General features: G+C 69.1%; 14 protein-coding genes and 4 pseudogenes. 4 read left to right on the plus strand and 14 right to left on the minus strand.

Translation table 11 applies throughout. The features are described from left to right. A partial coding sequence (locus tag ACZ4SF_RS36655) for an ice-binding family protein (RefSeq protein ID WP_468393137.1) occupies nt 1-848 on the minus strand: 848 nt, incomplete at its 3' end. Between the two features lie 429 nt (nt 849-1277). On the opposite strand from ACZ4SF_RS36655, the pseudogene ACZ4SF_RS36660 reads away from it, so the two are divergent. Next, a pseudogene (locus ACZ4SF_RS36660) lies at nt 1278-1587 on the plus strand (transposase family protein); the annotation flags it as partial. Nucleotides 1588-1717: 130 nt separating this feature from the next. Beyond that, nucleotides 1718-2837 (plus strand): annotated as a pseudogene (locus ACZ4SF_RS36665) (IS630 family transposase). 4 nt (nt 2838-2841) lie between these two features. Here the strand turns inward: ACZ4SF_RS36665 and ACZ4SF_RS36670 are convergent. The 7 genes and pseudogenes from ACZ4SF_RS36670 to ACZ4SF_RS36700 all read right to left on the minus strand — a co-directional run bounded on the left by ACZ4SF_RS36670 (nt 2842) and on the right by ACZ4SF_RS36700 (nt 11127). Beyond that, entirely contained in the window at nt 2842-3309 is a 468-nt protein-coding gene (locus ACZ4SF_RS36670; RefSeq protein ID WP_468393139.1) for a hypothetical protein, read from the minus strand. A gap of 84 nt (nt 3310-3393) precedes the next feature. After that, nucleotides 3394-4498 (minus strand): annotated as a pseudogene (locus tag ACZ4SF_RS36675) (IS256 family transposase); the annotation flags it as partial. Between the two features lie 676 nt (nt 4499-5174). After that, nucleotides 5175-5645 (minus strand): hypothetical protein, encoded by a 471-nt coding sequence (locus ACZ4SF_RS36680; RefSeq protein WP_468393141.1) that lies wholly within the window; start codon nt 5643-5645, stop codon nt 5175-5177. Between the two features lie 109 nt (nt 5646-5754). Further along, complete coding sequence (locus ACZ4SF_RS36685) at nt 5755-6444, minus strand: hypothetical protein (RefSeq protein ID WP_468393143.1); 690 nt, start codon at nt 6442-6444, stop codon at nt 5755-5757. Continuing rightward, nucleotides 6441-8093, minus strand: coding sequence for a polyprenyl synthetase family protein (locus ACZ4SF_RS36690; protein ID WP_468393251.1), 1653 nt, complete (start codon nt 8091-8093; stop codon nt 6441-6443). Before ACZ4SF_RS36690 ends, ACZ4SF_RS36685 begins: the two co-directional genes overlap by 4 nt. Beyond that, nucleotides 8086-9171 carry a hypothetical protein gene (locus ACZ4SF_RS36695; protein ID WP_468393145.1) on the minus strand — a complete coding sequence of 362 codons (1086 nt, stop codon included), beginning with the start codon at nt 9169-9171 and terminating at the stop codon, nt 8086-8088. The genes ACZ4SF_RS36690 and ACZ4SF_RS36695 overlap by 8 nt, the downstream gene beginning before the upstream one ends. Before the next feature lie 219 nt (nt 9172-9390). Then, entirely contained in the window at nt 9391-11127 is a 1737-nt protein-coding gene (locus ACZ4SF_RS36700; RefSeq protein WP_468393146.1) for an NHL domain-containing protein, read from the minus strand. A gap of 554 nt (nt 11128-11681) precedes the next feature. Here ACZ4SF_RS36700 and ACZ4SF_RS36705 point away from each other — a divergent pair. Together ACZ4SF_RS36705 and ACZ4SF_RS36710 are read left to right on the plus strand one after the other, a co-directional pair. Beyond that, nucleotides 11682-12293: a hypothetical protein gene (locus ACZ4SF_RS36705; protein WP_468393148.1), complete on the plus strand. Its 612-nt coding sequence runs from the start codon at nt 11682-11684 to the stop codon at nt 12291-12293. Between the two features lie 19 nt (nt 12294-12312). Next, nucleotides 12313-13179 carry a choice-of-anchor K domain-containing protein gene (locus ACZ4SF_RS36710; protein ID WP_468393149.1) on the plus strand — a complete coding sequence of 289 codons (867 nt, stop codon included), beginning with the start codon at nt 12313-12315 and terminating at the stop codon, nt 13177-13179. A gap of 383 nt (nt 13180-13562) precedes the next feature. Here the strand turns inward: ACZ4SF_RS36710 and ACZ4SF_RS36715 are convergent. From ACZ4SF_RS36715 to kdpF, 6 genes and pseudogenes are all read right to left on the minus strand, one after another. Further along, nucleotides 13563-13832, minus strand: a pseudogene (locus ACZ4SF_RS36715) (diaminopimelate decarboxylase); the annotation flags it as partial. Nucleotides 13833-13846: 14 nt separating this feature from the next. After that, nucleotides 13847-14185: an SAV_915 family protein gene (locus ACZ4SF_RS36720; protein WP_468393151.1), complete on the minus strand. Its 339-nt coding sequence runs from the start codon at nt 14183-14185 to the stop codon at nt 13847-13849. A gap of 190 nt (nt 14186-14375) precedes the next feature. Next, nucleotides 14376-15083, minus strand: coding sequence for a potassium-transporting ATPase subunit C (locus ACZ4SF_RS36725; protein ID WP_468393153.1), 708 nt, complete (start codon nt 15081-15083; stop codon nt 14376-14378). 5 nt (nt 15084-15088) lie between these two features. After that, on the minus strand, nt 15089-17218 hold the full coding sequence (kdpB, locus tag ACZ4SF_RS36730) for a potassium-transporting ATPase subunit KdpB (RefSeq protein ID WP_468393155.1): 2130 nt from the start codon (nt 17216-17218) through the stop codon (nt 15089-15091). After that, nucleotides 17218-18879, minus strand: a complete 1662-nt coding sequence (gene kdpA, locus ACZ4SF_RS36735; protein WP_468393157.1) for a potassium-transporting ATPase subunit KdpA — start codon at nt 18877-18879, stop codon at nt 17218-17220. Before kdpA ends, kdpB begins: the two co-directional genes overlap by 1 nt. 8 nt (nt 18880-18887) lie before the next feature. Continuing rightward, entirely contained in the window at nt 18888-18977 is a 90-nt protein-coding gene (gene kdpF, locus ACZ4SF_RS36740) for a K(+)-transporting ATPase subunit F (protein WP_016434100.1), read from the minus strand. Nucleotides 18978-19232 lie beyond the last annotated feature (255 nt).

Below are 19232 nucleotides of genomic sequence, written 5' to 3' on the forward strand. Positions count from 1 at the left end.
CGTTCGTCACCCGTCGTGGTCGCAGCGGCGTCGTCACCCGTCGTGGTCGCAGCGGCGTCGTCACCCGTCGTGGTCGCAGCGGCGTCGTCACCCGTCGTGGTAGTGCCGCCCTCACACAGCGGTCGGGTGATCACGTTGCTGTCCAGCGTCACGGCGCCGTTGCGGGCCAACGCACGGCCCTCGATGCTCGTCCCCGTAGTGACACTGATAGAGGTCAAGGCCATGATGGTGCCCACGAAGTCGGAGTTGGTTCCGAGGGTGGCCGAGCTTCCGATCTGCCAGAACACATTGCACGGCGAGGCGCCATTGATGAGGGAAACCTGGCTGGCGGATGCCGTCGTCAGCGTCGAACCGACCTGGAACACCCAGACGGCGTCGGGGTCGCCCTCAGCATCCAGGGTGAGCGTGCCAGTAATAGCGGCACTGACAGGGGCTTTGTATACGCCTGGAGTCAGCGTCCGCCCACCGAGTTCCACCGGAGGATCGTCGGGGAACGTTACATCCGGTGCTTGCCCGGCCGCATCGTTGTACGCAGTGGTCAGGTCACTCTGCGCTTGAGCAGCCACAGCATCCGTGACATGCGTAGCCCCGTTGACAATTCCGGGAGGGAATCCGGTGACGGCCGACCCGGGACTCACTCCGAGATCTCCATTGATCACCGTGGGGCCGGTGTTGGTGACTGCGGAGCCGCCGAGTACAGCAAAGCTTTCCGCCGTCCCCAGTTCCACCGCCGTTGCAACGGCAGCTGCCCGTGTAGGTGTGACGGCCATAACGGCCAACGCAACCAGCAGGGTTAGTACCCCCGTGATCCAGGCCGTCATTGTGTTCCGATGCGACGCATCGGACATACTCAGTCTCATCGAGTGGTCAACTCCCGTGGGGTGGTGACATCCGGCGTTCCTCGTCAACGGAATCGCCTCTTCTGTGGGCAGATCTTACGCAGGCGTCCACCGCAAGCGATGATTCATCGGGTGATGTTGCCGGAGTTGTTCAATGCGAGTTAAGGAAGGTATGCAAACATTGGGCCGAATGGGTGTCTTTGCAGCGAGCCATTCCGGATTCGATTTCGCCTCCCGTCACTCCGGCAGCTGGCACTTGCCCTCACAGGAAGCAGCAGTCTTCCTCGCCCGGGAGGTACTTTCCATGAAATTGAAACAGATGGCAGCGCAATTCCCCCGGATGGCGGCTCGCCCACGCATCCGCACACTCGGCTCCGAATTCCGGCACACGGATAGAGGTGTCCCGTTACCGGTGTGGCGGTGAGTGCGTGGGCTGGTATCTCAGCGGATGATCCAGAGTGGATCGAACTCTTCTCCTGGCTGACCGAGGTACAGTTCGCCAGGCTGGTGGCGGCGCCGCGGCGGCGACATCCAGCGGCCATCCCTGGCGACGACTCCTGGCCGACCGTGTGTTGTCGGTAGCGACGTACTGGCGAACCGGTATCACGTTGCGACAGGTGGCACCGCTGTCGGGATCTCGAAGTCCGCGGCCGACCGCATCCTCGATCATCTGGCACCGCTGGTGGCCATCTCGCCGACCCTCCGGACACGCAAGGGCGCCGTCTACATTGCCGTCGGCGTATCAATTCGCTGAGCCGGTCCTCTAACGGGCTCGCTCACCTCCAGGACACCGCCTTTTTGCTAGTGCTGTGACCGGGAACGTTTGCCGGGTTGCTCGTTGTGCTGGTTGGACGTGAATCTCCAACCAAAGGGCGGGAATGGCACCACCGGTCAGGGTCCGCAGGCTGACTGAGCAGGAGGGGCAGAGGCTTCAGCAGATCGTGCGGAGGGGCAGCACGAGGTCGGTGCGCTTCAGGCGGGCGATGATGCTGCCGGCCTCGGCTGGCGGCAGCACCGTCCCGGTCATCGCCCGCCTGGTGCAGGCAGACGAGGACACTGTGAGGGATGTGAACCACCGCTTCAACGATCGGCCTCGCATGCCTCAACCCTCAGTGGGCGGGAGGCCGTCCCCGCCTACTCAACCGTGACGACGAGGACTTCGTCATCCAGACGGCCATCACGCTCCCCACCGCCCTCGGCAAGCCCTTCACGCGCTGGTCGATCCGCAAACTAGTCGATCACCTGCGCCGGAACGTCTCCCGGCCGATCACGATCGGCCGGGAGGCCCTGCGCTGCTTATTGGCCCGCCACGGCATCTCCTTCCAACGCACGAAAACGTGGAAGGAATCCCCGGACCCGGACTTCGACGCCAAGCTATCCCGGATCGAGTACGCCATCAACAAGCGACCGGACCGTACCTTCGCCTTTGACGAGTTCGGCCCACTCGGCATACGGCCGACCGCCGGCTCCTGCTGGGCAGAACGAGGCAAGCCGGAGCGGCTGCCGGCGACCTATCGCCGCACCCACGGCATTACCTACTTCCACGGCTGCTACTCGGTCGGCGACGACAAACTGTGGGGGATCAACCGGCGCCGCAAGGGCATCGACCACACCCGGGCCGCCTTGCGGTCCATCCGCGCCGCCCGCCCGGACGGCGCTCCGATCTACGTGATCCTCGACAACCTTTCCGCCCACCGGAACTGGCGAATCCGCAGGTGGGCAGACCGGAACAAGGTCGAGCTGTGCTTCACCCCAACCTACGCGTCCTGGGCCAACCCCATCGAGGCCCACTTCGGACCGCTGCGACAGTTCACGCTGGCCAACTCCAACCATCCCAACCACATCGTCCAGACCCGGGCCCTGCACGCCTACCTGCGCTGGCGCAACCAGAACCGCCGCCACCCCGACGTCCTCGCGAACCAGCAACGTGAACGCGCCCGCATCCGAAGTGAGAGACACGTCCGATGGGGCGGTCCGCCTGCTACGACTGCTGCTTGAGCAATTACACCCGCTCCTGAAACACCCTGATCTCGGTCGGCGTGAGCATTCTGACCGTCGTCCAAGCTGAAAGCCCGGTCAGCTCCCGGGCCCATCCTTCGAGATCATCACCAGCACCGTGGAAGAACCACGAGTCGAAGCTTCCCAGGGCTTCCAGGGCAGGTCCGGATCCGTATCGGACCTCGCAGTGGACCTGCACGTAATGGCCGTGATCACCATCGGCGTCGGAGATCTCGAACTGCCGTGTCAGGTCGACCGTGAACGTCGGAGAACCGTCGAACGAGTAGGTTCCGTACTGGAAAAGAAGGCCGTCACCATCAGGCGCTTCCGAGACGTCGAACAGCCGTCGGCCGAAGCGGAGGAAAGCCTGCCAGACGTCTTCCGTGCCAAGGTCGGCGAGCGCGCGCTGCCCCGCCCTCAGCTCGCCTTCAAGTAGCCCCACGGCTTCATCGACCGACGGCCTCCGTGCCACCCCCGCCCCTCTCATCGCAGCGGCTCAGCCTACTCAACCCGGCAAACGTTCCCGGTCACAGCACTAGCTCCCGCCGAGCGACGGCGCGGCCGGGCTGCCGGCGCCGCGGGTGACCTTGATGCGGAGCTTGACGGTGGAGAACGTCGACTCGATGGGGTTGGTGGTCCGCAGGTGGATCCAGTGCCCGGCCGGGAAGTCGTAGAACGCCAGCAGCTCCTCCCGGTCGTCGGTTATCTTCGCGACGGCCTTGGGGAACTTGGCGCCGTAGGTCTTCGCGTACGCCTCGATCGCCTTCTCGGCGTGCGCGCGGTCCTCGGCGTTGTAGATCTCCTGCATCGCCTTCATCGCGCCCGGCTGTGCGGACTTCGGCAGGGAGTTCGTGACATTCCGGGCCTTGTGGGCCCAGCACCGCTGGTGCCGGGCCGCCGGGAACACCTCGGCGAGCGCCTTCCACAGGCCCATCGCGCCGTCGCCGACGACCAGCTCGGGATCGCGCATGCCCCGCCTGCGGCAGTCAGCAGCAGGTCAGCCCACGACTCGGTCGACTCACGCAGCCCCTCGGCCAGCGCGATCAGCTCCTTGGTGCCGTCCAGGCGCACACCCATCAGCACCAGGACGCAGGAGTGCGCCTGCCCGAGCCGGACCTTGGGGTGCACCCCGTCCGCCCACACGTACACATAGTCGCTGTCGGCGAGGTCGCGCTGCTGGAAGGCGGCGTGGTCGTCCTGCCACTGCTTCGTCAGCCGGGTCACGGTGGCCGGCGACAGCCCGGCCGCCGAGCCGAGGAACTGCTCCGGCGCGCGCACGAAGTCCCCCGAGGACAATCCGTGCAGGTAGAGCAGCGGCAGCATCTCGCTGACCTTGGGCGACTTGCGGCACCACGGCGGAAGGATCTTCGAGGAGAACCGCCTCCGTTCTCCGGTGGAGGCATCCACCCGCTTGTCGTTCACGAGCGGGGCCGTTACCTCGACGGCGCCTGCGGCGGTGGTCACAGTGTGTGGCCGGTGATGGCCGTTGCGGACCACCAGGCGGCGCTCGCCCTCGTCGGTCTCGGCGGCAACTCGGCCATGTACTGTTCGACTTCAGCCCCCAGCGCGGCTGCGAGCATCCGCCGGGCGCCCTCGCAGACGATCTCGTCGATCAGGGAGCCGGACTCGGTGGAGCCGTCGGAGTTCACTACGCTGAGCACGGCATTGCTCCCTCAGGGCCACCCTTGGGGAGTGAACGGGGAGCGGATCAAGAAAATGAAGCCGCGCCGCACCCACGCCAACCAACGCACACCAAGGCTCTGACCTGGCCATATGCTCAATAGTCCTGGTCAGCGATCTTTCCGTACATTATTCGGCACGAAGAGGTCGTGGGTTCAAATCCCGCCACCCCCGACGCTGATCAGAGGGCCAATCGCGTGATCGTGAATGGGCCTCTGACGTGCCCGGGGGACCACACAGGGGGCCAGACGAAGTGGATCAGGGTCCCCAGTGTCGGGACTGCGGGCTCGTCCACATAGGGTCCTCATCCACTGGCCGCCCGAGCGTTCGGACTGAATCGCGCAGGCGAGGACTCGTCTGGAGGCGGACAGCATGGACCAGCGCGGCGCGGGCCCGGGCTGTTCCTGTGCTGCGGCAGCGCTTTCCGGCAACGACGCTCCCAGGAGCGTCGCCGCGACAAGCACCCCCAGCCCCCACGCTCCTCGTTCTCCCCGCCGCATTCGCCGAATCCGCCGAATCCGCCGCACCATCATGGCAGCGTCCTTGCCGCGGCCCGCTGCTTCGTACACGTTCCAGCCTTTCCCTGCTGTCCATACCGTCGGTGGCTCCGGGTGGAGTCGGCGGAACCACCGACGGCCGGTTCGTTTCTGGGGGGGGTCAGTCCTCGTCAGGGTCGAGGACGCGACCCTTGAGCTTGATCGGGTTGGCGGCTCCCACCTTGAGCTGGCCGTCGGTGTAGCGGCCCGGCGTCGCGCCGTCGACGGCGGTGACCTGGGCGCCGTAGCCGAGGCACTCCTGGTTGGTGGACAGGTACGGGTTGTGGGTGAACGTCAGGGTGCGGCCCCCGTCGCTGAGGGTGCCCTGGGTGGTTTCCAGGTTGCCTTTCGCCTGCAGCGTGTTGACGTCGTGGTAGGCCCAGGAGAGCCAGCCGGTGAACACGAAACCGGTGGGTGCCTTCAGGGCGAAGGTGATGTCTCCGGGGTTCACCGGGGTGGGGACGGTGCTGAGGATGCCGAAGCTGAGGTGGGCCGGGACTCCGCCCGGCGCGTCCTCGACGATGCCCTGCTGAAGGATGTAGAGCTTGTTCTCGGAACCCTGCTGGACGGGGGCCTGCGTCTGCGTGGCCATGGGTATCCCTTCTGTGGATGGGTGCGTCCGCGTGAGCGGATCCGCCGGTGGCGGGCTTGGGGACCGGGCCCGCTCATGGACCGTCGAGGGCGGTGCCCGGCGTCATGAGCTAGGCGGATGTCACGGAGTCGGCCGGTGCGTGGTCGGCCAGGAGCGGGCCGAGGACGGCCAGGAAGCCCAAGGCGATGTCCTCGTACAGGTAGAAGCCGGCTTCCAGGGGAGGCAGTTCGGCATCGGTGCCCTCCGGGCCGGATTCCGCCTCGGTTTCGTGTCCGGTGTCGTCGTCGGTACCGGCCCGGTGGGTGGGTGTGCCGAGCAGGTCGGTGAGGTCCTGCGCGGCGCCCAGGAGGGTGGTGCGGGCGGTGGAGGCCAGCAGGCGGAGTGGGAGGTCGAGGGCGGCGGCTGTGCGCTGGCCGGGAACCAGCCTCGTCGCCTCCGGTGCCTCCTCGGTGGCCGCGGCGAGCAGCCGCACGGGAAGCGTGCAGGCGGAGACGATCCGCGCGGTGGGCATCACGGGCGGGGGGTCGCCGTCGACCATGAGGTCCTCCCACTCCATCAGGTCGAAGAGGAACTGGCCGCCCTTGTAGAGGGGCCAGGGCCGGACGGTGTCGAGCAGGAGGCGGGCGCGTTCGGGGGCGTGGCGGCGCAGTGCCACGCCGTGCCTGGCCAGGGTGCACAGGCACTGGCGCAGACTGCTGTTGACGTGGCCGAGGAAGGCGAAGGCCCGGTGGTCGGTGGGGGTCAGCGGGCCCGTGGCGGTGGGATCGGCCGGTGGCGGGGGCGGGGGCGTGGTGGTCACAGTGGCCTCGAGGTGACGTAGTGGGCGATCTGCCGCAGGACGGCTTTGCCTTCGTTCTCGGGGATGAACCGCAGGTCTTCTTCGAAGCGGGCGATGCCTTCGGCGGCGAGCCGGTCGGCGAGGTCGGTGGCGTACTCGATGGAGCCGTGCCGCCGCATGGCGGCGAGGAGTTCCTCGGCGTGCTGCTGGGTCTTGTCGGTACGGCGCCTGTGCAGGACGTCGAGGAGTCGGGGGCGCTCGTAGGCGTGGGCGGTGCGGAAGAGGTGGATCAGCATCACCGTGCGCTTGCCTTCGAGGAGGTCGCCGAGGGGCTCCTTGCCGTAGAGGGCCTCCTCGCCGACCAGGTTCAGGATGTCGTCCTGGATCTGGAAGGCGATGCCGATCAGGCGGAACGCCTCGTCGAACCGGCTCAGCACCGACGGATCGGTGACGCCGGCGCAGACGGCGCCGATACGGCACGGGCTCATGCACGTGTACCAGCCCGTCTTCTTGGTGCTCATCGTGAAGTAGGCGTCGTCGGTCCCGGGGACGACCTCGTGGCGGATCCAGCCCAGCTCCATGGCCTGGCCCTCGATGGACTCCCGGCACATGTGCACCGCCTCGTGGATGAGGCCGAGGGTGCGGACCAGGCCGAGCGTTTCGAGGTTGGACAGGACGGCATCGACGGCGAGCAGGTTCAGCCCGTCGCCGACGTTGACGGCCAGGCCCAGGCCGTGCTCCTCGTGCATGGTCGGCAGGCCACGCCGGTGCGTGGACTCGTCGGCGATGTCGTCGTGGACGAGGAAGCCGTTGTGGAACAGTTCCAGTGCGGCGGCGGCGCGTACGGCGTCGTCGGGGCGTCCGCCGAAGGCGGCGCAGGCCGCGATGGTCAGGGTGGGCCGCAGGCCCTTGCCCTGGCGGGCGGGGTAGGAGCGCATGAGGTCGTACAACTCGGCACGCGGCTCCCGGTCCGGCAGCAGCCGTTCGATCTCCTCGTTGGTGCGAGCCCGGCACCGGCGCATGGTCTCCATCAGGTCCGCGTCATGGACGGTGTCCTCCAGCGACCAGTCGGTGCTGGCGCGGCCGTCCCACAGCAGGCGCGGCGCTGTGACGGTGGTGTCGCCGATCAGCGCGGGCGGCGCGGGCGCGTCCTCAGGGGAGCGACGGGCGAGAAAGTCCAGCGCGGTCCAGTCGACCGGGTCGGCGGCCGGTTCCCGAGCGGCGGGTGTCGCGCTGCCCCACAGCTGAGGGGCCTGTTCGCGGTAGGCCCCCCACAGTTCCTGCATGCTGCGCAGGCCCGCGGCGCGCTGGGACAGCAGGGTGAAGGCCCGCCACACGGCGAGGGAGTCGTCGCGGGAGCCGCGGACGTCGAGGCTGTCGGGCAGGACCTGGTCGACGGGCGGGCGCTGGAGGTCGAACAGCAGGTTCATGGCCCGGTTGTCGAAGGCGACCTCGACGTCCGGATCCGGGCAGCGGTCCCGGTCCACCACGAGACGGCTGTGCCGCGCGGTGAGCGTGGCATGACTGCCGTCGTTGAAGTGCAGGCCCAGCCGGATGCCACGCATCTGATCGGCCGCAGCGGCAAGGATCGCCGGCGCCCGGTCGGACAGTGCGGCAACGGTCTCGTCCAGCAGCCGGGCACCGGTGAACGCGGGCGGGGCCTCAGTCATGGGCACCGCCGGCGAACTCCACGATGCCGCCGGTGCGGAACCCGATACGACGTCCGCCGACCCGGCCCTCCACCGTGCACGGGCCAAGGGTCTCGTGCACGCTGAACGGGTGCAGGCTGGTCTCGGACGGGTTGGTGATCCGGCCCGCCGTGTGCGAGCGGAAGTCGAGGACGAGACGGTCGTCGCCGAGCCGGGCGGTGATCAGCAGCCGGCCGGGCACCGCGGCCATCGGCGGGGTACCCAGCACGTCCGCCAGCGGCGGCACCATCACCACCCGGTCACGGTCCAGGCTGCCGCTCACCGCCACCCGGAGATTGCGCCGCGGGAAGTGACGGACCATGCGCCCGTCGCGCCACAGCATCACCGAGCCGTTGGCCGCGTCCGCCGGATACGCGGGCTGGATCAGGGTGAAGACGACCGCCGCGGGCGGGGCCTGGTCGACGGGGCCTGAGGGGTCGTTGACGAATCCGAACACCCAGCCGCCGAGCGTGGGCCAGGACCACCGGCCGCGTACCCGCTCGTGGTAGCCGAGCAGATCCGTCTCCGTCTCCGTGCCGTCGCCGTGCCGCAGGGTTCCGGTGCCCAGGACACCGGGCTCCGACTGCCACCGCAGATGCTCGTCCTCGCCGAACGGCGCACACTGCGACGTGCACGGCCTGCTGGTCCGGGTCAGCCGTACGTCCGCCGCCGGCGCCGCCGACCGGGCCGCCACCCGGAACGCGCCGGGGGCGCCGTGCGGATGCGGCAACCGGAACGCCGACCACGGCAGTTCGGGCTGTTCGGCGTTGAACTGCGTCGCGCTCCAGCCGTGCCCCTCCCCGTAAAGGAGCAGGATCGCCATGTGCTGCCCCTCGGCCGCCGTGCCGGTGCCGCTGCGGCGCCCGGTGGCGGGGGCGCCCGGATCCGCGAAGACCGAGCCGACGGAGGAACCCAGGACGGACAGGTTCGCGATGAGTGCCTGCCGGCCGCAGCGAGACAGGAACGCGTAGTGCAGCCACTTGCGGTCGAGCGGATGGGCAAGCGGAGCATGCGGGAAGGGGCCCGGCGGGCCGAGCCTCGGAGAGGCGGGCGTGGACACGTTTCAAAAGCTAACTCTAAGTTACCGATCACCTGCAACTTGTCACCACCGTGCGGGTGAGCTGGGAGCACAGAAACGATTACCTCCGTGCTCTGGGTTTGAGAATGCAAAGAGCCGCCCATGGCGAGTGGTCCGCCACGGACGGCTTCGGATCTGGTGCCTACCTTCGTCGGTCCTCGTCGGTCCCCGTCGGCGCTCGTCAGTCCTCGTCAGTCCTCGTCAGTCCTCGTCGTCTTCGAGGACGCTCGCCTTGAGGCGCACTTCCGGCTGGCCCGCGATCACCGCCCGCCCGTCGGTGAACCGGCCCGGCTCGGCGTCGCTCAGAGCGCCGACGCCGAGCGTGTAGACCAAGGCCGCCGCCGGATGGCCGGGGGTGTTCAGGCGGGGCTCGTCCGTGACGGTCAGCGACCTGCGAGCGTCCCCTACCGTGCCCGTCGGCGCTCCACCAGGGAGCACCGTGCGATCCGCGCGGTAGTACGCGCAGGTCACCCGGCCGTCGAAGACGAAACCCGTCGGAGCCGTGAAGTGGTGCTGCACCCGTCCCGGGGCCCAGGGGTCGGCAGAGGAGATCCGTACGTGCAGCAGCTCGCTGGCGCCGCGCGGGATTTCGACACCGACCTCCTGACGGACCAGCAGCCGGGCGGTCGGCGCGGACGCGGCACCGCCGTCACCACCCTGCGCGTTGTCGCCTCCGCGGTCAGGTTCCGGTTTCCGCTCCGGCTCCGGCTCCGGTTCTGGCTCCGGCTCCGGTTCTGGCTCCGGTTCCGGCTCCGGTTCTGGCTCCGGCTTCTCGTCCCGCACCGGCTCGGTGTCCTCGGAGGGAGCGGTGGTGAGGGGCAAGACCGCGATCCGGTGGTGGAAGTTGTCCGCCACGAGCAAGCGCCCGGCCGGATCCACGGCGAGACCACACGGGTATCGCAGTGGGGTGTGGACGACGGCATCGGCCGTGTCACCGGGCTCGGTGGCCTCGCAGGCCGCGGGATCCGGCTGCCCCGCGACGACCCGGGCCGCTCCGTCGGCCAACCGCCACACGCGGTGTCCGGTCAGGTCGGCGACGTAGAGCGCGCCCTCACCGTCGACTGCCACGGCGCACGGTGCGCTCCAGTCGACCACCGTGGCGCCGGCGTCCCCGTCCGGTCCCGCCAGTACCCGGAGCGCTCCGTCCGAGCCGAGCAGCAGTACCCGCCGGCCCTCCGGGTCGGCGATGTACAGCCGGCCGGCCGCGTCGACCGCCAGGCCGGCGGGCAGGAACGCCTCGCCCGCGTCGGCCGCACCCGGGTCCTCGGACCGTCCGGATGCCGCGACGACCGTGCTGATGACACCCTCACCGTCGACCCTGCGTACTCGGGGAGTGCCCGCCTCCCCGACGTACAGCGATCCGGCGTCGTCGACGGCCACGGCGCACGGGGCGTCCAGCCGGGCGCGGTCGGCCGGACCGCCGTCGCCGTCACCGTCGCCTTCACCGCGCGAACCGTCTCCCGCGACGGTGCCGATGACACCTGAGGGGTCGATCCGGCGGATCCGGTGATTCATCTCGTCGGCGACGAACACGCCTCCGTCCGGGGCGACCGCGAGCGCGGACGGGAAGCCGAGGCGGGCACGTACAGCGTCGGCGCCGTCCCCGGCGAAACCCCGCAGCCCGTCCCCGGCGATCGTCGTCAGGGTGCCGGTGCCGTCGATCCGGCGGACCCGGTGGTTCGCATGGTCGGCGACGAAGACCGCGCCGCCGCCCACGGCCACATCTGCCGGGAAGGCCAGCTGCCCGTCCGGCGCGGGCCCGCCGTCCCCGGAGAACCCGGCCGTGCCGTCGCCCGCCATGGTGTCCGGTGGGCCGCCCGCCTCCGGCGAATCCGGCCTGCGCCGCCGCGCCGTGGCCTCGGCCTCGGCCATCACGCCGCCACCGCCCGGCACGAGCGCGGCCGGGCCTCGCTGGCGCCCGGCACCTCCCACGTCCACGGCCTCGTCTCCCGCATCTGCGTCTCCTTCCGTACCGACGTTGGTGTTTCTCCTGCATACCGGCAGGACGGGCACCGCAGGAGCAGGCACCGAGCGCGCCACCCGCACGAGGGAGCCGGGAGAAACGGACGGCAACGGGATCCGTACGAGGGGAAGACGGCGGGCGCCGGCGGCTTCAGCGGGACGCGGACTGATGCGCTCCACTCCGCGCCTTTGCGCCGTTTCACGCCTCAACCGCACTCGAACAAGTGACGCAGAATCGATTCCGCATTCCAAACGGGGGAACGGCGGCATAGCACCGGTGGGTCCGGGCTAACGATGGACCCGGATGAAAGTCCGGTGCGTGCCGCGACATCCACGCGAAACGACCCGCTCGAAGCCGCAGGCGGCGTCCTGGGTTCCGTCTTCGGAGGGAGCCTTCATGACGTTCCGCTTTCGGTGAACCGCGCGGTGCGCGGCCGAGCCCTGGCCGCCCCTGCGGGCCCGGGCGACTCGTACCAGGACGCCTCTTTTTCCGTCGCACGCTTCGATCACAGCCCCAGGAGGACTCGTAGATGAGCACCGACGTGGAGACCAAGAAGGAAGCCTACAAGCGGGGGGAGGAACAGGGACGCGCCGATGCGCTGGCCGGAAAGCCCTACGCCGACCCGCCGCGCGACGGCACGCGCAGCGAGAAGGACCAGTACGCGAACGGCTACGACTGGGGTTACGAACAAGGCCGTGCCCAGAAACTCGATCTCGTGGTGTGGCAGGAGGGCGGAGTCGAGGACGCTCCCGGGGGCCTCGGCACCACCATCAACGTCTGTGTCCGCACGCCGAACTGGAGCGAGACGGTCGACGCCGGCGAACGCGAGCACGTCTTCACCGCCCCGACCGGATTCCGCTGGAACGGTGCGGTGGGCGCCCAGTACAAGCGCATGGACCAGACCACGGGCGGCAACCTGCCCCCCGTCAAGGCCAAGGTCAGCGACGACGGGCGCACCCTGACCTTCACCTACCACGTGCACCTGAACACGAGCGACCAGGACAAGGACTGCATCGTCTACACCTGCGGCCTCGAAGCCGTCGACGGAGCCAGGACCGGCCGCCACACCGATGGCTCCGCCCAGATCGGCACCGCGCCGCCGGCCAAGCTCAAGGCCGAGGTCATCGAGGACGAGGACTGAGAGAGCGGGAGCAGACACCATGACCACCGTCGTCACCTCCGGCGTCTTCACGTCCACCAATCCCGGCATCTCGCCGGTCAACGGCCTGGGCACCGACTACATCCAGTGGGGCAGCGCCGGCAGCCAGAGCGGGTACCAGTTCCGCGGTGAGGCCGCGGACGTCCAGCTCGACGGCACCGAGTTCGTCGTCGGCACCTTCGTGCACCGCAACAAGCCCACGACTGTCAGCCCGAGCCAGTTCGACGTCCAGCTGACCATCAACGTGATGTTCGAGGACGGCAGCACGACCGACCTCGCCTTCAACTTCCACCACAACGAGACGCCCAACAGCACCGGCACCAGCCCCGCGGACGACGACCTGGTCGATCTGGAGACCAGGTCCCAGCCGCAAACCGTCACGGTCGACGGCAAGCAGTACCGGGCGGTCCTGACCGGGTTCAAACGCAACGGCCAGATCGTCCAGCAGTTCCGCAGCCCGGAGGGCGGCATCAACTTCGCCGACGTCGTGTGCATCTTCACGCTCGAAGAGCCCGACGTGATCATCTCCGGCCTGCGCTATCAGGGCACGAGCACGGGTCAGGCGGACGAATACGTCGAGATCTTCAACAAGGGCGGCGGGCCGCAGGACCTGACCGGCTGGAAGGTGGAAGCCAAGCCCACCGGGCACTCCTTCCCCTTCCCGCCGGGGACGGTCATCCAGCCCGGCCAGCGCTACCGCGTCTACACCAACGAGAACCACCCGGAGTACGGCGGCTTCTCCTTCAGCTCCTCCGGCGAGGTGTGGCGGGACCGGGGCGGCATCGCCCGCCTGGTCGCGGACGATGGCTTCGTCGTCGACCAGTCCCCCTATCTGGACAAGGGTTTCAACAAGACCGGCACACCGTGAAAAGATCCGTCGGCCCTCCGGCGACAGAGGGGAGAGTGTGCCTCACCTGTCACCGTCGCTGCCCGTACGAGGGGGACGAGGCGCCCTAGGGGTGTGACAGACCGCTGAAGGGCGGCGCATGGCACCCGGGGTTGCCGTGGCGGACTTGCGCCCCGCTGCTCGCCCCGGAACCGAGTCCATGACACCCGTGGCGCGGACCTCCGGGTCACGCCCCTCGGCACGGCCGCCCCAAACGCTCAGAGGCCCAGCCGCGATCACGCGTATGGGCCTCTGACCTGTTTCTCCCACGGCCATCGTGTGCCTCGTCCGCACCGGTCGGTAGGCACCGGGGTACGGCCCCGGTCGCCGGTACGCCGTGCTCTCCGACGCGGTGTGCTCCAGGGCAGCCACGAAGCCATCGTGCCGACGCGTGCGCATTCCCCCGGGGTGAGGGCGTAGAGGACTTCGGCGTCGGGGAAGGCGGCCCGGTAGGTACGGCAGCGGTCGCGGACCTCGGCCTCGTCCAGGACGTAGGCGGGGGTGCCGAAGCGGTCGGCGATGCCGGCGAGCGGTACACCGCCCACGGCGAGGTCGCCCGGGCGGGACTCTGTGGCGGACGCGGGCCACACCGCCGACTCGGAGGCCGCGGTGGTGGGTTCGTGAACCGTGGTCATCGTGTCTGTCCCTCTCAGGCGGTCCGCAGTGCGGGGATCCCGGACGGGACCGAGGTGATCGGTGCGGGAGCCGGGGCCGTGAACTGCGGGTCCACGGTGACGGTGGTGACGCCGAGCAGTGCGGCCAGCGTGCGCAGCGCGGGCTCGGCGAGGCGGATCCAGTGCTGGCCGGGGCCGAGGGTGGTGGTCAGCCGGAGCTCGGTGGTGAAACCGACGGCGGTGCGTTCGCCGAGCGGGGTGCGGAAGAGCCGGGCCGCACATCCGAAGGTGCCCGGCCGGACCGGGACGTAAAGGGGGCCGGCCGGGAATCGTTCGGAGGGCTCGGGGTCTTCGCCGTAGCCGACTTCTGCCATGTGGGACCTCCCGGAAGGAAGGAGAGTGTCGTGTGAGGTGCCCCGGCGGCGGGGAGGCGGGCCGGGGCTCGGCATCGACGTTATGCCCGGCGTACCCCGGTGACGGACAGGCCCTGACGCGATGCTGACGGTCGTCCGGGCGACCTTGACGGGATGCTGACGTACCTGGTGGGCCGTTCGGGTGAGCCCGTCAGTTCTGGGCCGCGAGGTCCTTGAGCGCGATGTTGAGCTCCAGGACGTTCACCCGCGGCTCGCCGATGAAGCCCAGGGTGCGGCCCTCGGTGTGGTCCGTGACCAGCTTCTCCACCGCGGCGACGGGCAGGCCGTTCTGCACGGCGACCCGGTGGACCTGGAGTTCGGCGTACTGCGGGGAGATGGCCGGGTCCAGGCCGGAACCGGAGGAGGTGACGGCGTCGGCGGGGACCTGGGACGGCTTGACCGTGTAGCCGGGGACGGAGTTGTCCTTCACCACGGCGGCCTTGGCGGACAGCACCTGGGCGCAGAGCGTGCCGTCCTCGGGTTCGGCCGGGCACGTGCCGTTCACCGCGCCGCTGTCGGCGGCCAGGTTGGTGGCGCCGGAGAGGATCAGCTTGTACTGCGTGTTGATGCTGTTGCTGCCGAGCCCGTCGGCCGGGCGGCCCTGGAACCACTTGAGGTCGGGTTCCGGGGACTCCTGTCCCTTCTTCAGCGGCAGGTCGTAGGACTGACCGGTGAGGGAGGAGCCGACGACCTTGCCGTCCGACGTGATCTCGGAACCGTTCGCCTTGTGGGGGAACAGCCCCTGGGCGATGCCGGTGACGACCAGTGGATAGATGACGCCCGTGACCAGGGTCAGCACGAGCAGCGCTCGCAGGCCCGCCCCGAGCAACCGGGCGGTGTTCGTAACGGAGTTGTGCATGGCGATCAGCCGATCCCGGGGATGAGGGAGATGAGCAGGTCGATGAGCTTGATCCCGATGAACGGGGCGATCAGGCCGCCGATGCCGTAGATGCCGAGGTTGCGGCGGAGCATCCGGTCGGCGCTGACCGGCTTGTACTGCACGCCCTTCAAGGACAGCGGCACCAGGGCGATGATGATCAGCGCGTTGAAGACGACGGCGGAGAGGATCGCGGAGTCGGGCGAGGACAGCTGCATGATGTTCAGCTTGTCCAGGCCCGGGTGGACCACCGCGAACAGCGCCGGGATGATCGCGAAGTACTTCGCGACGTCGTTGGCGATGGAGAACGTCGTCAACGCGCCCCGGGTGATGAGGAGCTGCTTGCCGATCTCGACGATCTCGATCAGCTTGGTCGGGTTGGAGTCGAGGTCGACCATGTTGCCGGCCTCCTTGGCGGCCGACGTACCGGTGTTCATCGCCACGCCGACGTCCGCCTGTGCGAGGGCCGGGGCGTCGTTGGTGCCGTCGCCGGTCATCGCGACCAGCTTGCCGCCGGCCTGCTCCCGCTTGATGAGGGCCATCTTGTCCTCGGGGGTGGCCTCGGCGAGGAAGTCGTCGACGCCCGCCTCCTCGGCGATGGCCTTGGCGGTCAGCGGGTTGTCACCTGTGATCATGACGGTCCTGATGCCCATGCGGCGCAGTTCCCCGAACCGCTCCCGCATGCCGTCCTTGACGACGTCCTTCAGGTGGATGACGCCCAGGACGCGGGCGCCCTCGGCGTCCTCGGCCGCGACGAGCAACGGGGTGCCGCCGGCCTCGGCGATGCGGTCGGTCAGCTGCCGGGCGTCCGGTGCGACCTCACCGCCCTGTTCCTTCACCCAGGCGACGACCGAGGCCGCGGCGCCCTTGCGGATCTTGCGGCCGTCGACGTCGACGCCCGACATGCGGGTCTGGGCGGTGAAGGCGATCCACTCGGCGTGCGCCAGCTCGCCCCGGTGGCGTGCGCGCAGTCCGTACTTCTCCTTGGCGAGTACGACGACGGAGCGGCCCTCGGGCGTCTCGTCGGCCAGTGAGGAGAGCTGGGCGGCGTCGGCGACCTCGGCCTCGGTGGTGCCGTGCACCGGCACGAACTCGGCGGCCCGGCGGTTGCCGAGGGTGATGGTGCCGGTCTTGTCGAGCAGCAGCGTGGAGACGTCACCGGCGGCCTCGACCGCGCGGCCCGACATCGCCAGCACGTTGCGCTGGACCAGGCGGTCCATGCCCGCGATGCCGATCGCGGAGAGGAGGGCGCCGATGGTGGTCGGGATCAGGCAGACCAGCAGGGCGACCAGTACGACCATCGTCAGGTGCGTACCCGCGTAGCCGGCGAACGGCGGCAGCGTGGCACACGCCAGCAGGAAGACGATCGTCAGCGACGCCAGCAGGATGTTCAGCGCGATCTCGTTCGGCGTCTTCTGCCGGGCGGCGCCCTCGACCAGGTTGATCATCCGGTCGATGAAGGTCTCGCCGGGCTTCGTCGTGATCTTGACGACGATCCGGTCCGAGAGGACCTTCGTGCCGCCGGTCACCGCGGAGCGGTCACCGCCGGACTCGCGGATCACCGGAGCGGACTCGCCGGTGATCGCCGACTCGTCCACCGAGGCGACACCCTCGATGACGTCGCCGTCGCCGGGGATGATGTCACCGGCCTCGCAGACCACCAGGTCACCGATGGTCAGCGCGCTGCCCGGCACCTGTTCCTCGGAGCCGTCCTCCAGCAGCCGGCGCGCGATCGTGCCGGTCTTGGCCTTGCGCAGCGTGTCGGCCTGCGCCTTGCCGCGGCCCTCGGCGACCGCCTCGGCGAGGTTGGCGAAGATCACGGTCAGCCACAGCCAGGCGCTGATGGTCCAGCCGAACCAGTCGCCCGGGTCCTTGAAGGAGAAGGCGGTGGTCAGGACGGAGCCGATCCACACCACGAACATCACGGGGGACTTGACCATCACCCGCGGGTCGAGCTTGCGGAACGCTTCCGGCAGCGACTTGACCAGCGCCTTGGGATCGAACAGGCCGGCGCCGACACGGCTTTCGGCGGGCTTGTGTCCGGTCGGCGCGTCCTGGTGGGGCGCAAGGGTGGGAGTGGACATGGAGTCCTCGTGCTTCTTGATGTCGGTCGTCATCACGCGAGCCCCTCGGCGAGCGGACCCAGCGCCAGGGCCGGGAAGTAGGTGAGACCGGTGATGATCAGGATCGCGCCGACCAGCAGGCCGGTGAACAGCGGCTTCTCGGTGCGCAGGGTGCCCGCCGTGACCGGCACCGGCTTCTGCCCGGCGAGCGAGCCGGCCAGCGCCAGCACGAACACCATCGGCAGGAAGCGGCCGAGCAGCATGGCGAGCCCGGTCATGGTGTTGAACCAGTCGGTGTTCGCGTTCAGGCCGGCGAACGCCGAGCCGTTGTTGTTGGCCGCGGAGGTGAAGGCGTACAGCACCTCGGAGAATCCGTGCGCACCGGAGTTGAGCATCGAGTCCGGCGGGGTCGGCAGCGCCATGGAGGCCGCGGTGAAGACCAGCACCAGCGCCGGGGTGATCAGGAGGTAGCAGGCGGCGAGCTTCATCTCGCGGGCGCCGATCTTCCTGCCCAGGTACTCGGGCGTACGGCCCACCATCAGGCCGGCGATGAACACCGCGATGACCGCCATGATCAGGATGCCGTAGAGGCCGGAGCCGGTACCGCCGGGCGTGATCTCGCCCAGCATCATGCCGAGCATGGTGATGCCGCCGCCCAGGCCGGTGAAGGAGGAGTGGAAGGAGTCCACCGCGCCGGTCGAGGTGAGCGTGGTGGCCACGGCGAAGACCGACGAGCCGCCGACGCCGAAGCGGACCTCCTTGCCCTCCATCGCCCCGCCGGCGGCCTGGAGCGCCGGGCCGTGGTGGGCGAACTCGGTCCACATCATCAGCGCGGTGAAACCGAGCCAGATGGTGAACATCGTGGCGAGGATGGCGTAGCCCTGCTTGACGCTTCCGACCAGCACGCCGAAGGTGCGGGTCAGCGTGAACGGGATCACCAGGATCAGGAAGATCTCGAAGAGGTTGGTGAACGGGGTGGGGTTCTCGAAGGGGTGGGCGGAGTTGGCGTTGAAGTAGCCGCCGCCGTTGGTGCCCAGTTCCTTGATGGCCTCCTGGGAGGCGACCGCACCGCCGTTCCACTGCTGCGACCCGCCCATGAACTGCCCGACCTCATGGATGCCGGAGAAGTTCTGGATCGCGCCGCAGGCGACCAGGATCACCGCGGCGAGGACCGCGACCGGGACCAGGATCCGCAGGGTGCCGCGCACCAGGTCGGACCAGAAGTTGCCCAGCTCACCCGTGCGCGAGCGCGCGAAACCGCGCACCAGCGCCACGGCCACGGCCATGCCCACGGCCGCCGACACGAAGTTCTGCACGGCCAGACCGGCGGTCTGCACGACGTGCCCCATGGTCTGCTCGCCGTAGTACGACTGCCAGTTGGTGTTCGTCACGAACGACACGGCCGTGTTGAACGACTGCGCCGGATTCACCGACGACAAGCCCAGCGAGCCGGGCAGGACGCCCTGGAGGCGCTGCAGCAGGTAGAGGAAGAGGACGCCGGCCGCCGAGAAGGCGAGCACCGCGCGCAGATACGCGGGCCAGGTCATCTCGGCGTCGGGGTTGGCGCCGATGCTCTTGTAGATCCACTTCTCGACGCGGAGGTGACGCTTCGAGGAGTAGACCCGAGCCATGTGGTTGCCGAAGGGGATGTGGACGAGCGCCAGCGCGCCTATGAGGGCGAGCAGCTGGAGCACGCCTGCGGTTACGGGACCCATGACTGTTCTCAGAACCTCTCCGGGAAGATCAGGGCGAGGACGAGATAGCCCAGAAGGGCGACGGCCACGACGAGGCCGACGATGTTCTCGGCGGTCACAGCTTCGTCACCCCCTTGGCGACGAGTGCCACCAGCGCGAATCCCGCGAGCACGGTGACGACGAAGGCCAGATCGGCCATCGCGGACTCCTGGATGAGGGTCGGTTGAATCGGACGTTTCGAGGTAACCGCCTGTGTGGCCGGATCCGGTCACCCGTTGACAGGTCCCTTACGGCGGGGCTGACGGCTTTGACGGGACTCTTACGGCGGCTTACGTGAACGCACAGCGCTCGCGGTGCGATCCGGCGGCCGGGAG

It is taken from the genome of Streptomyces sp. NPDC027663, assembly GCF_055566415.1.